Source organism: Paenibacillus sp. FSL K6-2524, assembly GCF_038005525.1.
Lineage (GTDB): Bacteria > Bacillota > Bacilli > Paenibacillales > Paenibacillaceae > Fontibacillus > Fontibacillus anaericanus.
This window is the reverse complement of sequence record NZ_JBBOSP010000001.1, coordinates 4,394,695-4,410,013: the sequence shown is the minus strand read 5'-3', so window position 1 is coordinate 4,410,013 and position 15,319 is coordinate 4,394,695. Positions and strand designations below refer to the sequence as shown.

Annotated in this window: 22 protein-coding genes; all 22 read left to right on the top strand. The window is 37.7% G+C overall.

The features are described 5' to 3' along the window. Positions 1 to 26 precede the first annotated feature (26 nt). The 22 genes from NST85_RS20350 (at position 27) to NST85_RS20245 (ending at position 15,220) form a co-directional block, all read left to right on the top strand. Positions 27 to 413, top strand: coding sequence for a hypothetical protein (locus tag NST85_RS20350; RefSeq protein ID WP_341190223.1), 387 nt, complete (start codon positions 27 to 29; stop codon positions 411 to 413). A gap of 34 nt (positions 414 to 447) precedes the next feature. Next, positions 448 to 792, top strand: coding sequence for a CPBP family intramembrane glutamic endopeptidase (locus tag NST85_RS20345; protein WP_341190222.1), 345 nt, complete (start codon positions 448 to 450; stop codon positions 790 to 792). Between the two features lie 192 nt (positions 793 to 984). Next, a complete protein-coding gene (locus NST85_RS20340) occupies positions 985 to 1,641 on the top strand; it encodes an MgtC/SapB family protein (protein ID WP_341190221.1) in 657 nt (218 codons plus the stop codon). A 20-nt stretch (positions 1,642 to 1,661) separates the two neighbouring features. Continuing rightward, positions 1,662 to 2,324 (top strand): HD domain-containing protein, encoded by a 663-nt coding sequence (locus NST85_RS20335; protein ID WP_341190220.1) that lies wholly within the window; start codon positions 1,662 to 1,664, stop codon positions 2,322 to 2,324. Positions 2,325 to 2,345: 21 nt separating this feature from the next. Further along, positions 2,346 to 3,050, top strand: a complete 705-nt coding sequence (locus NST85_RS20330) for a class I SAM-dependent methyltransferase (RefSeq protein ID WP_341190219.1) — start codon at positions 2,346 to 2,348, stop codon at positions 3,048 to 3,050. 26 nt (positions 3,051 to 3,076) lie between these two features. Further along, a complete protein-coding gene (locus NST85_RS20325; protein ID WP_127193371.1) occupies positions 3,077 to 3,535 on the top strand; it encodes a GNAT family N-acetyltransferase in 459 nt (152 codons plus the stop codon). Positions 3,536 to 3,633: 98 nt separating this feature from the next. Beyond that, positions 3,634 to 4,569, top strand: a complete 936-nt coding sequence (locus NST85_RS20320) for a phosphotransferase enzyme family protein (protein WP_341190218.1) — start codon at positions 3,634 to 3,636, stop codon at positions 4,567 to 4,569. Positions 4,570 to 4,582: 13 nt separating this feature from the next. Next, the gene (locus tag NST85_RS20315; protein ID WP_127193369.1) at positions 4,583 to 4,855 is read left to right on the top strand and encodes a hypothetical protein; all 273 of its coding nucleotides are present in this window, start codon (positions 4,583 to 4,585) and stop codon (positions 4,853 to 4,855) included. 19 nt (positions 4,856 to 4,874) lie between these two features. Next, the gene (locus NST85_RS20310) at positions 4,875 to 5,417 is read left to right on the top strand and encodes a GNAT family N-acetyltransferase (protein WP_341190217.1); all 543 of its coding nucleotides are present in this window, start codon (positions 4,875 to 4,877) and stop codon (positions 5,415 to 5,417) included. Between the two features lie 34 nt (positions 5,418 to 5,451). Beyond that, a complete protein-coding gene (locus tag NST85_RS20305) occupies positions 5,452 to 6,081 on the top strand; it encodes an HAD hydrolase-like protein (protein WP_341190216.1) in 630 nt (209 codons plus the stop codon). 16 nt (positions 6,082 to 6,097) lie between these two features. Further along, the gene (locus NST85_RS20300) at positions 6,098 to 6,619 is read left to right on the top strand and encodes a DinB family protein (protein WP_341190215.1); all 522 of its coding nucleotides are present in this window, start codon (positions 6,098 to 6,100) and stop codon (positions 6,617 to 6,619) included. A gap of 22 nt (positions 6,620 to 6,641) precedes the next feature. Continuing rightward, positions 6,642 to 7,223 carry a DJ-1/PfpI family protein gene (locus tag NST85_RS20295; RefSeq protein WP_341190214.1) on the top strand — a complete coding sequence of 194 codons (582 nt, stop codon included), beginning with the start codon at positions 6,642 to 6,644 and terminating at the stop codon, positions 7,221 to 7,223. A gap of 35 nt (positions 7,224 to 7,258) precedes the next feature. Beyond that, positions 7,259 to 7,735, top strand: coding sequence for a hypothetical protein (locus NST85_RS20290; protein WP_341190213.1), 477 nt, complete (start codon positions 7,259 to 7,261; stop codon positions 7,733 to 7,735). Between the two features lie 20 nt (positions 7,736 to 7,755). Beyond that, positions 7,756 to 8,223 (top strand): GNAT family N-acetyltransferase, encoded by a 468-nt coding sequence (locus tag NST85_RS20285; RefSeq protein WP_341190212.1) that lies wholly within the window; start codon positions 7,756 to 7,758, stop codon positions 8,221 to 8,223. Between the two features lie 140 nt (positions 8,224 to 8,363). Continuing rightward, positions 8,364 to 9,167 (top strand): phosphotransferase family protein, encoded by an 804-nt coding sequence (locus NST85_RS20280; protein WP_341190211.1) that lies wholly within the window; start codon positions 8,364 to 8,366, stop codon positions 9,165 to 9,167. Between the two features lie 30 nt (positions 9,168 to 9,197). Beyond that, positions 9,198 to 9,911, top strand: coding sequence for a class I SAM-dependent methyltransferase (locus tag NST85_RS20275; RefSeq protein WP_341190210.1), 714 nt, complete (start codon positions 9,198 to 9,200; stop codon positions 9,909 to 9,911). A 125-nt stretch (positions 9,912 to 10,036) separates the two neighbouring features. Next, entirely contained in the window at positions 10,037 to 10,768 is a 732-nt protein-coding gene (locus tag NST85_RS20270; RefSeq protein WP_341190209.1) for a Type 1 glutamine amidotransferase-like domain-containing protein, read from the top strand. A 92-nt stretch (positions 10,769 to 10,860) separates the two neighbouring features. Beyond that, the gene (locus NST85_RS20265; RefSeq protein WP_341190208.1) at positions 10,861 to 11,727 is read left to right on the top strand and encodes an alpha/beta hydrolase; all 867 of its coding nucleotides are present in this window, start codon (positions 10,861 to 10,863) and stop codon (positions 11,725 to 11,727) included. Positions 11,728 to 11,830: 103 nt separating this feature from the next. Continuing rightward, positions 11,831 to 12,763, top strand: coding sequence for an ABC transporter ATP-binding protein (locus NST85_RS20260; protein ID WP_341190207.1), 933 nt, complete (start codon positions 11,831 to 11,833; stop codon positions 12,761 to 12,763). Beyond that, the gene (locus tag NST85_RS20255) at positions 12,760 to 13,905 is read left to right on the top strand and encodes an ABC transporter permease (protein ID WP_341190206.1); all 1,146 of its coding nucleotides are present in this window, start codon (positions 12,760 to 12,762) and stop codon (positions 13,903 to 13,905) included. Before NST85_RS20260 ends, NST85_RS20255 begins: the two co-directional genes overlap by 4 nt. Continuing rightward, a complete protein-coding gene (locus tag NST85_RS20250; RefSeq protein ID WP_341190205.1) occupies positions 13,902 to 14,363 on the top strand; it encodes a VanZ family protein in 462 nt (153 codons plus the stop codon). Before NST85_RS20255 ends, NST85_RS20250 begins: the two co-directional genes overlap by 4 nt. A 17-nt stretch (positions 14,364 to 14,380) precedes the next feature. Further along, positions 14,381 to 15,220, top strand: a complete 840-nt coding sequence (locus NST85_RS20245; RefSeq protein ID WP_341190204.1) for a GNAT family N-acetyltransferase — start codon at positions 14,381 to 14,383, stop codon at positions 15,218 to 15,220. Positions 15,221 to 15,319 lie beyond the last annotated feature (99 nt).

Here is a 15,319-nt window from a genome sequence, read left to right as displayed (position 1 = left end):
ATCATTAGACTTAAGGGGAGAAACGTATGGCTTTATGGGAGCAACTTTTACTATTTGGAATTCCAGGCCTTTTATTGTTTTGTGGTTTTCATTATTGGACACCGAAATTAACGAATAAAGGAGTATCCCTGATTTTTTCCTTCTGGTTCTTTTTATGGATACCAGTTATTATCTTACTTCCCTTATCCATTTTGTTGTATTGGTTGGGTGGGGGGAGCATGATATTTGCTGATTTCAAAGAACGATTTCATCTTGTCGCCTTTTCCAATACCGATTGGCTTTGGGTGGTTGGGGCTGTTATATTTACCATCATCGCTGATCAACTGTTAGAACCCGTAGGCAAATATTTTGCAAGGTTACGTTTTTTCTCCCCACCAAGTTACCTGCCAGCACCATTTAATCCACCCCAGTAAGTTTTTTGGCGTTACGCTAAAAGGGAATTGGCGATTGCTAGCTGTCTTTATACCAATACATATCATTGCCATGTTTAGTGAAGAGTTAATGTGGAGAGGTTACATTTTACCATTACAGGTAGATACTTATGGGGTTTATGCATGGATTATAAATGGTTTACTATGGGCGTGGGTAGTGCATGCTTGCTTAAAATGGCATCTAATTGGCATGATCCCTGGAATGTTAATCGCACCTTGGATAGCGCAGCATACAGGTTCAACCTGGGCCTCATTTGCTGTACATGCTATTGGCAACGCCCCGCTTTGGGTCATTTTACTTGTAGGTGTTCTAAAGTCGACGATAGATGAAGAGCCAAATCACGTAGAAAAAACAGCTTGAACTAGCATTATTGTATAACCACCGTATAACAGCACATTTCTGTATTAGGGAGTGCCTCTCTGATTAGGAGTGTGCTGTCTTTTTGATAAGGCATAATGCACCTGCGCCGAGGGCGAGAGGAATGTCATTTTACACTGTGATACAATATTTGTAATTGAACTCTGGTTTATCCACTATGGGAAGGTGAAAACAATGGAATTTGAGCTTTTGTTACGGGTTCTTCTCGCTGGAGTATGTGGCGTAGTTATCGGATATGAACGTAAAAACAGAAGGAAGGAAGCGGGGATCCGGACGCATTTTGTTGTAGCCGTGGGAGCTGCATTAATGATCATCATTTCGAAATATGGGTTCCAGGATCAAATCGGTTGGGAAAATTTATCGTTGGATCCATCCAGAATGGCTGCTGGGGTTGTCAGTGGTGTCGGCTTCCTTGGAGCAGGAATGATCTTCATGCAGAAGCAAAGTGTAATAGGACTTACAACAGCAGCAGGGATATGGGCTACAGCAGGTCTGGGAATGTCTATAGGTGCAGGAATGTACCTTATCGGTATTGGAGTTACACTGATCCTAGTTTTGGGACAGATTATTTTGCATAGCCATTTCATTTGGACTAAATCCCCCAAAACTGAAAGACTTCTGCTCGCATTAGCAAATGAAGAAGGCGCCATCGATAAAGTCATGGAGAGATTGAAAGATGGACGCATTGAAGTGTCGAGCTTTACATCCGAGAGTAATGAGTTGGAGATTTCGCTGGAACTGACCGTGACATTTCAAGGAGCGGCTACAGTTATGGACCTGGTAACATTAATTCAAGATGAACCTTTTGTGAAGAAGGTTGCGGTGGAATAGCAGTTGGAAAAGAGGTCAATATGAATAGTGAAGCGCGTATTATCAAACTTGCTGAAGTGTTTGTGAAGCAAGAATTAGAATTTGATTCATCCGGTCATGATTGGTGGCATATTGATCGAGTAAGAAAGCTCGCCTTGGAAATTGCTAAGACCGAGAAAGAAGCAGATGGTTTCATATGTGAATTATCAGCTCTTCTACATGATGTAGCGGATGAGAAATTGAACGATTCAAAACAAGCGGGACTAGACAAGGTTGAAAATTGGCTAGCTAGCAACATTGCAGACAAGAACATCACAAACAGAGTAATGACTATTATTGCGACTATGTCTTATAATGGCGGACAGAATCCACCTATGGAATCAATTGACGGGGAAATTGTTCAAGATGCCGATCGTTTAGATGCACTTGGGGCCATTGGCATTGCTAGAACATTCGCATACTCGGGGGCCAAAGGTACAATCATCCATAATCCAGAACAAGAGTTTTCACAGTTCTCAAAAATGGATTACAGGTCTAATAATAAGACGGCGATATACCATTTTTATGAGAAATTATTAAAATTGAAGGATTTAATGAACACACCACATGCCAAAGAACTGGCTGCAAGAAGACATGATTTTATGGAAGAATATCTAAGACAGTTTTATAGTGAGTGGAACTTAGAGGATAATGGTGGATTGTAGAATAGAAACCGAGGTGAACTCATGGACAGAATAGCGTTAATTAGAACAGAAGAAAAGAAATATCATGACCTCTGTTATGAGAATCACAAGTTATTCGAACCGGGATCTTGGTTACATAAGCCTGTCAAAACAGTAATGGATCTCATGGAAGAATTCAGCGGGCAACAAAATATAAATGTGCTTGATCTGGGATGTGGAATAGGTAGGAATAGCATTCCTATTGCTGAAACACTAAAGAATAGAAACGGCATAGTAGTATGTGTTGATTTATTAGTATCAGCAATAGAAAAGTTACAAGAAAATAGCGAGAAATTTGAAGTTCAACAATATATTGAAACGGTACAATCTGATATTGAATATTTCCATATCGAAGAGGACGATTATGACGTCATCATAGCTGTCTCAGCATTAGAACATATAAGTTCAGAGGAAGCATTGGAAAGAAAGCTTCATGAGATGGCGGTAGGAACAAAGCCAAATGGGATGAATTGTATTATTATTAACTCCAACATAAGAGAGATTGAAAGGGATTCAAATGTAGATCTTGAACCGATGTTCGAAGTGAATTTAGCAACCGATAACATGCTAGAATTGCTGGATCGACAATATGAGGGTTGGGCGATTCAAACAAGATTAGTGAAACAATTGGAGTATGACATTTACCGTGATGAGCAACTTGTAAGTTTAATTACAGACTGTATAACCTTCGTGGTTAAGAAGATATAGATCAAATCTTGTAAGGGGTTATATATATGAAGGTCAAAATTAGTTTGTTGGAAGACATTAAAGATGCACCATGGGACTTACTACTATTAGCCGATCCATCAAGTGAGTTAATTGAAGAGTATTTGAGTAGGGGACAATGTTTTGTTACCTTAATTCATGATGAAATTGTTGGAGTGTTCGTACTTATAAGAACTCGGCCAGAAACAATGGAATTAGTAAACGTTGCCGTTCGAGATGATTTTCAAGGTAAAGGAATTGGAAAGCAGTTAGTATTAAGTGCAATCGACAAGGCCAAAGAACAAGGGGCTAAGACCATTGAAATCGGAACAGGGAACTCAAGCATGCACCAACTCGCGTTATATCAGAAATGTGGATTTCGCATCACTGGCGTCGATCGGGACTTTTTCATTCGGCATTATGAAGAAGAGATCTATGAGAATGGAATTCAGTGTATAGATATGATTCGGTTAAGTATTGACGTGTGATTTATAAGCTCTCTTTCATTAGTGAAAAGGTGGTATATTCGGGGTGGTTATTTTTTCATATTCGTTCAATTGGACAATGGGTTGCAGGGGGATTAATCATGATTAGTGAAACTGTATTAAGTCGGATTCTAGAGTTATTAAATTATCCATCAGAAGACATTCATTTAATTGGTGGATATTTCAATAATGTTTATGAAATCTCTGCTGTTCCACCCATTGTTGTTAAGATATTTGATAGAGGGATAGATAGTGAAGAGAAGATAATGTCTGAAATCGCATGGACTCAGTTTCTCAAAGAAAATGGGGTACATGTAGCGGTTCCGATATTAATAGGGAACGAATCGTATATTTATAGTTTGACCGAGGAATTATTTTTTGTTGCTTACAAAAAAGTTAATGGAAGGCATATAGATATCAATCATGAAGATTGGAACGATAAATTGTTTCATCAATGGGGTAGAGGGATGGGGACCATGCACTCCTTATCCAAGTTATACAAAGGTAAATACGGGCGCCCAGAATGGAATGAGCATCCGATGTATCAATTGGATATGAATCATTTTGATCCTACTATTAAAGAAAAATGGGAGAACTACCTTGTAGGTATCCATTCAATTCATAAATCCAAAGATTCGTATGGGATAATACATGGCGATCTACATCAACATAATTTTCTATATGACAAAGGTGAATTAGCATTTATAGATTTTGGAGACAGTGAATGCAATTGGTTCGCGTATGATATAGCTATAGCAATTTATCATGCATCCCAATCCTACGCAATGGACAAGCGAAATAAATTTGCATCTTCATTTTTTAATGCTTTCATTGATGGTTATTCAATGGTAAATTCAGTGGATGAGACATTGAATAGCATAGATTTTTTCGTTAATTTCAGGCACTTGTATTCGTTTGTTTATCATACACAATATTCAGATAGAACTAAGTTAAATGAACGACAACTTCAATATTTAGAAGACATGAAATTATCGATCCTGAATCACGATTCTTATTTAGGGGTCAGATTAGTTTAAAGGAGGAGCAACAATGGATGAGAAGGCAGCAGAGCGATGGGACGATATAAGAGCAAAAGGAAGAAATCACTTCATTATAAATACTGGCGTTATACGATGGGGATTAGGAACAGCAATTCTATTCTCTATAATTGTTACTTATATGAATAAGGGTGCAGCGGGAATAACGTTTACGGATCAAGACTTTTTGAGGAACTTTATTATCTCCCTTATTATATTCCCAATTGGAGGATATTTCTGGGGTGCGTGGATGTGGAAATCGCAAGTTAAAAAATATATGAAGTAATAAAAGGGGCGGTGCAGAGATGTTGATATATACAACTGAAGAGCTCACTGTCCGTGAACTTGAGAAAACCGATGAGGTTTTACTTGTAACTTGGTTATCAAATCCTGTAGTACTGAAATATTATGAAGGTCGTGACCGGCCACATGACCTCGATTTGGTGAGGGAACATTTTTACAAAAATGATAGTGTGACTCGCTGCATTATCGAATTCGAAGGTAAGCCTATTGGATTTATTCAATTCTATCCTTTAGATGAAGAGTCACGGAATGAATATGGATATATAAACCCTGATGAGAAGATCTATGGAACAGATCAATTCATTGGTGAAATTAATTACTGGAATCAAGGTGTTGGAAAGAAACTTGTTACATCGATGACAGGTTACTTAATCAACCACAAACATGCAGATAAGATCGTAATGGACCCGCAAACATGGAATTTACGTGCTATAGCATGTTATGAGAAATGTGGATTTAAGAAGATCAAATTAATGAAAGAGCATGAAAGTCACGAAGGACAATTAAGAGATTGTTGGTTGATCGAATATTCGGCATTGGATTAATCACATGTCTCGACAATAGAAAGAGGGGGGAGATTTGAGAAAGCATATCGTTTTTGATTTTGACGGAACACTTGTAGATACGACTAAAGTAATTGTTAAGGTGTATAACGAGTTAGCTGATCAATACAAACTCAAGAAGTTATCTCAGGAAGAGTTTCAAAATATGATGAATCTCCCCCTGAGACAGAAATTAAAGGCACTTGAAGTATCAATCTTTAAGGTGCTGAGGATGAGAAGGATCGGTCAAGACTTTAAAGAGAAGTATAAATCTTATCTGGGAACGGTTGATTTCTGCGATGGAGTACTAGAGGTCGCACGGCAATTGGAAGATAAGGGGTATGTGCTATCCATTCTTACTTCGAATTCAGAATTAAATATCACCTACTACTTAAACAGTAAACAGATCAACTTATTTCAGCATATAAGTTCTTCAAAAGGACTAATGGGTAAAGACCAAGCCATTAAGAAGTATATGAAGGAGCATCAATTATCTAATCAAGAACTGATTTATATTGGGGATGAGGTTAGGGATATTCAGGCTTGTAAGAGAAATAATGTGGAAGTCATTGCTGTCTCCTGGGGTATTTACAGCAGAGACCTACTATTATCTGAGGAACCCAACTATTTAATCGATGATCCACATGAAATAATAAAAATCATTTGAACCGGAGGCATTTAAAATGATCAATATGGATAATATTTATCTCATCACGGATATCCCCGAATTTACGCCTCAAATCAGTCGCCTGATCTCTATGATGAATTACGCTAGACACACAACCATTGAAGCGACTAAGGATCTATCTGTTGACGAATTAGATTACTTATTAGACTCTGAAAGTAATTCGATTGGTGCATTATTGTTACACTTTGCTGCGGTAGAATATGCTTACCAAGTTGAGACGTTTGAAGGGAGGCACTTGTCAGAAGAAGAGTTAGCCGTTTGGAGGCCAGCTCTAAACTTAGGAGAAGAAGGCCGAGATAAGATTAAAGGGAACGATTTAAATTTTTATTTAGATAAGATGAATGAAGTAAGGCAAAGAACGTATGAATTGTTCCAAGGAGTTAATGACGACTGGTTATATAAGCAAGAGGAGTTTTGGTATAACAAACAGGCAAATTACTACTTTATGTGGTATCACGTGTTTGAGGACGAGATTAATCATAGAGGTCAGATTAGAATGATTAGGAAGAGATTTTAGAAACGGGGAGCGAGGTTTTTTTATGAAAATTGCCTTTGTTATCTTTAATGGAATGACGTTTCTAGATTTTATTGGATTTTATGATGTCATCTATCGCTTGAATATGTTTGAAGAGACTAAAGGGACCACTTGGGACATTTGTGGACTCTCAGAAGAAATCTCCGATGAATTAGGATTAACTGTTAAAGTAAATCGGGTCAAACCAGACCTTTCTGAATATGACTTATTATTTGTCCCAGGAGGAATGGGAACACGTGAACTTCGATACGATGACGAATTTATTACATGGTTAAAACAAGCTGACAAAGTTAAATACAAAGTGTCTGTTTGTACAGGTTCGCTTTTACTTGGAGCAGCAGGATTTTTAGAGAATAAGAAAGCGACAACCCATCCTAATGTCTACGAGTTGCTTGAACCGTATTGTGCAGAAGTTATTAAAACTAGGATTGTGAAAGATGGAGATCTGATAACAGCTGGCGGAGTATCGACCTCTATTGACCTTGCGTTATATGTTGTTAAGCTTTTTGTAAACCAAGAGGCAGTAGAGATTATCAAACAACAAATTGACTACCCATATGAAGTGCAAGGAATCATTGAAGTCTAAGCCTCTCAAGATAAATTTGAAGATGGAGGATATTTATGAGCATTGGGTTAGACGAATTTTTCATTCTATTGGATGATGAGGATAAACTTTTATACGCTCAAATCGCGGATTATGTAATTCATCTAGGATACAAACCTAGAAAAGCAAAGACCCAAGCAATAAATTATGTTTTTACAAACAACAAAACAAAGAGACATTTGCTCAAGTTCTCCATTGAGGAAGGGATTCCTCATCTAAAAATGAAATTTTATGCTACTAAGAAATATTCACTAATATTCCATGAAGGTGTAAGAGCGGTGGTTGAAGAGTTCAATTATAAATATACAGGTTGTTATAAGTGTGGAAAATGTAAAGATACATTAGATGGTTACGAATATACATATCCGGATGGTCGCAGATTTTTTAGATGTGGTAGTGAACTAATTAGTTTACCAAGATTCTCGCAAAGTGATATACCGGAAATCCTAGAATTAATCGAGAAGCAACACACCTATTATGTGTCGAAGTTATAATCGGAATAGAGGTGACATGTTTGGACTCACCAGTAGTGATAAGGGAATATAGTTCGGATGATAGTCACTCCATTTCAAACATAATTAGAGAGAATTTAATCAAAGTAAATATTAAAGACTATTCAGAAAAGATTATTAACAATATATATGAAATTTTTACTCCAGAGTATATAGCTGAGCTATCAACATGCAGGAAAGTATATGTTGCTATCAAAGATAATTCAATTATTGGTACTGCAAGCCTTGATAAAGATACTATATATACCGTTTTTATCGATATTAAGCAGCACAATAAGGGAATTGGGCGGCAACTGATTCATTATATTGAACAGATTGCCATTGACTCTGGAATAACATTACTTAAACTTCCTAGTAGTATAACAGGGCAAAAATTTTATGAGAATCTAGGGTATCATGCAGTAGATGTTGTTGAGTCCGAGGTTTATGGTAGAGATATCATTATGATAAAGAACTTAATCAAAGATTAAACAACATATAAAAAAACACAAATGCTAAAATGATTCCCCCACACCGTTGACGTGTTATTCCTGAAATGGACAAGTCTGCGCTGTGGGTTATTTGTATTCGTCGTAGTTAATCAGAAATTAATTTAGAGGAGAATTTACGGATGGCTAATACGAATGAAATAATTGCAGTTGGTAGGACAGCAGAGATTTTATCTTATGGCAAGGATCAAATATTAAAACTATTTCGTCCAGGTATTCCTGAACATCTAAGTAGTGATGAATTCAATATTAGTTCGGCGGTATTTAATTTAGGTTTATCGTGTCCCAGGCCCATTGAGATAATTGATTATGAAGGGCGCAAGGGGATTATTTACTCTCAAGTTGTCGGTGTAACCATGCTCAAAACACTCGAAAAAAAGATTTGGACAACCACTAAACACGGTAGAAAAATGGCAACACTTCATCGTGATATTCACTCAAGATCAGTATCAAACCTGCCAAAACAACGGGATATTTTAATAGACCGAATTCAGCATGCCCCGCTATTAACAACAGAAGAGAAGAACACAATCATTTTAAAGTTAATGGCCCTTAAAGAGGACACTAAACTTTGTCATGGAGACTTTCACCCTGACAATATCATGCTCGGAGAGAAGAAAGAATGGGTTATCGACTGGATGACAGGAATGGAAGGCAATCCAGCCGGAGATGTGGCTAGGACTATATTAATGCTGAAGCTGGGGAGTACATCTGAAGAAACTCCAAAAATCATTGCAGGTTTAATTGCACTTATAAGAAATAAGCTCCGTGCTGCTTACACTAAGGAATATTTGAATAACTCGGAGATAACCATGGAAGAGATTAACCAATGGATGGTTCCTGTTGCTGCAGCTAGGTTAACGGAGTGGTTACCTAATCAAGAAAAGAAAGAACTTGTCGAATTCATCAGAAGTTCTTTGAGCTAAACATAATTTTTTTAAGGAGAGTAGTCACAGATGCCTAATGAATTGATTAAAAATACAGATGATATTCTCAACATGCTAGATGCATTGATGCGCGAACCAGTCTTGTTCTGGGATAAGTTCTATAGTGATCGCAGTAAGAAGGTTCCGTTTTTTATCAATCACCCTGATGAGAATCTGGTGTCTTATCTTGATTCAGGACATGTGCAAGTTGGAAAAGTGTTAGAGGTAGGATGTGGACCTGGAAGAAATGCGATATACCTTGCTCAGAGAGGCTTTAAAGTCGATGCTGTTGATATTTCCGAAGAGGCAATAAGATGGGCTCAAGATAGGGTAAATGAACATAACGTTGATGTGAATTTTCAGTGTATCTCATTGTTTGAACTTCAAGCGGTTGAAGAATATGATTTCGTTTACGATTCAGGATGTTTACACCACATTTGGCCACACAGACGGATCGAATATATTGAAATGTTGAATAAAGCGCTGAAGCCAGGTGGATATTTTGGGTTAAGCTGCTTTGCCCCTGGATTTGCTGAAATCGGCGGGGCACTCGACACAACGGACTGGGAAGTGTATCGCGAACGGAATATGAAAGGCGGACAAGCGTATAGCGAAGAACAGTTGAAGATACTATTTCAAGATTATTTTGACTGTGTAGAGTACAGGCTGATGACAGAATGTAGTGAAAGTGATGAGAAATTCGGAGTTCCCTTTTTGGGGACATCACTTTGGAGGAAGAAGTAACTGAAAACCATTTGCGTGCCAATTGGTCAAAAAATACGTTCAGTTGCATATCTATTATATTATGACATTCCTCGGTATTCAGAATATTAATAGGCTTTGGCTAAAATAAGAAAGAAGGAAAAATCATGGGAACCATTGTAGTTATTGGTGGAGGAGAATTAAGTGAACTTGAGACATTGGAAATCGATCGTGAGGTTGTAAATTTAACAAACAAGTTGAAACCCAAGGCATTATTTATTCCCACAGCTAGCAATGATGCACTAGGTTATTGTGATTCTTTTGCAAGCGTATACGGTGATCGGTTAGGTTGTGAGACAAGAAGCTTATTACTTGCAACTAACAGTTATACACATGAAGAAATTGTTGATGCAATCATGTCTGCTGATTTGATTTATGTAGGTGGGGGTAATACCGCGAAGATGCTAGAGATCTGGAGGGAAACTGGGGTCGATACTCTTTTGAAAGAAGCATATGCTTCTGGAACAGTACTATCTGGACTAAGCGCAGGTTCCATATGCTGGTTTGAGTATGGTCATAGTGACTCAGAGGCATTTGAGGGTAATAAAGGATGGAAGTATATAAAATTAGAAGCGATGGGACTATTGAGAGGGATCCATTGTCCACATTATGACGAGGATAATCGTTCAGAGGATTTTATGCGTATGGTTCAAGGGAGCGGGTTACCTGGAATCGCAGTTGAGAATAATTGTGCAATGATATTTAAGGATAATGAATATAAAGTAATTTCTACAAAAGACACGGCAAGGGCTTTTACAATTATTGATTCTGATCAAGGAGTTATCGTATCAGAACTGACACAACATTCAAAGTTCAAACCACTTAGTGATTTGTATTAACGGAACTACATCTATCTTGTTCATTATCACATAGAGTGACAAGTTGTTCCTCGGGCCATACCGAGACATTTCAAACTCAGGAGGATATGAATATGAAAGAAACAAAGGTCTATAAGGAACTGAATAATTGTTCTATTAGTGCAGATGTATATGACCAGGGTAGCGATACTCCCGTAATTATATATATTCATGCAGGAGCTTTGATTTTTGGATCAAGAACGTGGTTGCCTGCTGAACAAATTGATTTTTATACTAACGCAGGATTTAGTGTGATCAGCATAGATTATCGATTAGCTCCCGAAACGAAATTGGATGTAATCATCGAAGATATAAGAGACGCAATAGATTGGGTTAGGACCAAAGCCAAGCAATGGTATGATTTTGACACGAATAACATGGCTCTAGTGGGTAGCTCTGTCGGTGGGTTCCTTAGCATGTTAATGGGAACTATGGACGTCAAACCTCAAGCTATCGTTTCTTTGTATGGATACGGAGATATTCTAGGGGAATGGCTTGCTCAACCTAGTGAGTATTACTGTAAGAAGCCAATTTTGAATAGAAATAATGCGTCTGAATATGTAGGAAATACAGATACCTCGGAGGGTGCGTGGGAGAGATTTAATTTCTATCTCTATTGTCGGCAACATGGTGTCTGGGTCAATGAGGTAACTGGCCTGGATCGAGTTAATGATCGAGAAGAGTTAATGATATACAATCCTATCGATCGCCTCAGTAGCGAATTTCCACCTACCTTATTACTCCATGGAGATCAAGATACGGATGTTCCCTATGAACAATCATTAATCATGTATGAGAAACTCAAAGAACATGGGGTTACAACAAAGTTAATAACTATAGAAGGCGCTGATCATGTTTTTGATCAGAATTTTGAAGATCCTTCCGTTCAAAATGCGTTTGCTAAAATTATTGATTTCCTTAGAATTCATTTAAGTAAGTGAAGAAGAAACTTAGATAATTTGGAGGTGAGAAGCGGGATAATCTGCACAATAAATTGTGGCCTTATTTTCTGTTGAGATTAGGAAATGTAGGGAGTGATAAAAGGTGGTAAACCAAAATGCACTCGAATTAAAGTCATTAAGTAAAAGTTTCGGGAACTTTAAAGCTGTCGACAACTTGTCTGTGAGCGTGAAACAAGGTGAAATATTCAGTTTGCTAGGGCCTAATGGAGCAGGAAAGACAACAGCAATTAATATGATCACCGGAGTATTGGAAATGGATGATGGTACTATCGAAATGAACGGTGTTACTTATCAAAAGGGAGGTTCCACTAGAGGTGGCATGATTGGTGTATGTACGCAAGAATTACAGCTCTGGCCTTTTATGACTTGTGAGGAACAACTACATTTCATGGGAAATCTCTACAAACTGGATACAAAGGTAATAAAGAAACGCTCCTTATCTTTGTTAGAAATGGTCGGCTTATCGGACAAAAGAAAGGTATGGGCTAAAAAGTTGTCAGGGGGCATGCAGAGACGTTTGCATTTGATTATGTCCGTTATTCATGATCCCGATATTGTCATACTAGATGAACCTGAAGCAGGACTCGATCCACAGAGTAGAATACTTGTCAGGGACTTTATTAAGTTCATGTCCAAATCCAAAACGATACTATTAACCACACATAATATGGATGAGGCAGAGAGATTGTCCTCTAGGGTAGCTATTATGGACAAAGGTAAAGTACTGGTTTGTGATACGCCAACGATGCTCCGCCAGCGAATTGCACCTGAGGAAACCATGGAAATATTGTATGAGCAACCTGTAGTGGTAACCGAGCAGTGGAAGTCCGTCCCATATAAGGTCCAGGTCAATGATAAAACCATACGTGTCACGGGTAATCGATTAGCGGCTGAGGCACCAAATATTCTTAGTAAGATGAGTTCTCTATGCGGTGATCCGGTTACAGTTAGCTTAAGGCAGAGTACGCTTGAGGATGTCTTCATAAAGCTGACTGGAAGGAGCCTACGAGAATGAGATTGTTAGCTGTGTTTAAGAAAAGCTTAATTGAGCAAATTCGTGATTATAAGGCACTTGTTTTAACGCTGCTTTCCCCTGTCATTTTTATCATCATATTTGGATTAGCTTTTGGCCAAGGATTCTATACCTATACTTTAGGAATATCAAATGATGATGTAGGAGTTATGGGTGAGAAATTAATCTATGAATTTCAGAATAGCAAATATCCTAACGGTAATTTGATGTTCTCTGTTGTCATGGTTGATTATGATACAGAACAGGTTTTAAATGGAATAAAGAAGCAAAAATATGATGCTCATCTCTACATCCCATCTGACTTTAGCGAATCGTTACATAACAGCGGACAAGGTGGAGAAACATCCTCAGTTCGAGTGCCCATAACAGGAAATCCCTCTTACATATCGTATAACTTAATTAGTAGCTTTGTGGAGAACCACATTCATAACTTTGTATGGACAAAGGTTATGGTGGACAATCCAATTGAGATTGTGTATGAAGAAACAGAATCAACGAAAATTAAATCGGAATTCGAGAATATGGCGCCAGGCTTAATGGTATTCTCCGTTTTCTTTCTACTTATTCTAAGCTCGATGGTTGTGACCAAGGAAGTAGAGAACCGGACGATTCAAAGAATTGTTTTGTCAAAAATTAAGCCATTTGAAATATATGCAGGAGTCAGCCTATCTCAACTGCTTCTAGCGGCCGTAATGCTACCCATGGTATTTGCAACTAGCCTAATGCTAGGGTTCACAACAACGGGTTCATTTGGTCTGGCATATCTTGTTGGGTTAATCGCTACCTTCTCTGCGATCGGGATAGGTATGATTATTTCAGCTTTTTGTAAAACATCTTTGGAAGCATTCATTATTGGAAATGTTGTTGTAACTCCAATGATGTTCTTGGCAGGTATTTTCTTCAAGGTTCCACCTGTTAAACTCTTTACTATTATGGGCAAAGAGATCGAATTACTGACGCTAATGCCGACACTTGATGCTGTAAATGCCATGAACAAGATCCTGATTAATGATGCGGATTTCTTCGGTATCCTTCCTGAGCTCATCGTGCTGACTTTATTATCAGCAGGTTACTTTATGTTGGGAGTATACTTGTTTAGTAGGCGGTATATGAGAAAAGCATGAGTAAGAATAGAGGTGAACCGTTGGGGAGTAAATACAAACCAATAATGAAGTTGCTTACGTGGATGATCTTCATAGGTTATAGTACATGTTTAATATACTGGATGTTCAGGGGATTTGGTCGATCTAGTCATGCTGAACTTAGATTTAATTATATCCCTTTTACAACCATCTGGAGTTATATCATGAATGTAAATCAACAGAATATAACGACCACAATTGTTAACTTAGTTGGAAACATCGGAGTGTTTGTTCCTTTTGGAGTTCTAATGCCATCAATATTTAAGCACTTGAGAAAATACCCGGTATTCTCGATCTATTTTATAAGTTCAATCCTGATCTTAGAGTTCATGCAGACCTTTCTTAAAGTAGGATCAGGGGATATAGATGATGTTATTCTAAACTTTGTAGGTGGAAGTATAGGTTATTTGTTATGGCTCAAAACCAAAATCAATGCTTAGAAACAGGGGGAGTCAAAGTGCATAATCAAATAAAATTAGAAGTGGCAACGGAAGTTGATGCGGAGCAGATTAGAGATTTGATGGTGAATGTTGAAGAAGATGAGGCATCAAAATGGTACACAGACGGTGAAAGGCCGTATATACCAGGTTTCGATTCGATAGCGATGCAACAATATCATGCTAGGAGTGGACACTATTACAAGATTCTTTTACAAAATACACTTGTTGGAGTAGTTCTTATCTCAACTACGGGAAGAGAACATGCGAGAATCGACCGTTTGTATATTGATCCACAGTTTCAAGGTAAACAAATTGGCTCGATCGTTCTACAACATATTGAAAATTTATTCCCACAGATTAGAACTTGGACGTTAGATACCAGTCAGAAGAGCCCTAGAAATCATTATTTTTATGAGAAGAATGGTTATAAGTTAATGTCTGAAGATCAAGATGAACGATATTATCGTAAAGAAGTTGTTGATCAACAATTGGAAACGCGGGACTTTGCTACCCGAAAGGGGTTAAATAAACATAATTTTCGAGAGTGCAGTATGCAAGATTCTGATTTCTATGATGTGAATTTAGCAAATTCAAGTTATTCGAATTCAAATATGAGCTGTCAAAAGTTCCAAAACATCAATTTATCAGGATCGCATATTACTAATACGAATATGAGTCATTCGATATTTGGAGACTCCAATATGAGAAAAGTTGAAATTTGCCATGTCTCACTAGCAGGCGCTTATATCCATGATTCTAATCTGCATAATCTTTCTGTTAATAATTGTAATATAGAAGGCATGAAGATAGATGGCGTACTCGTTAGTGACTTAATTAAAGCGTACAAGAGTAGATAAGATTCATTAACACAAGCAAAGTTTATTATTATATTATAAGAAGAGCCCCTGCTTAGTGTATATTGCTATGGGCATACATAATTTATTGCATAGGATTGG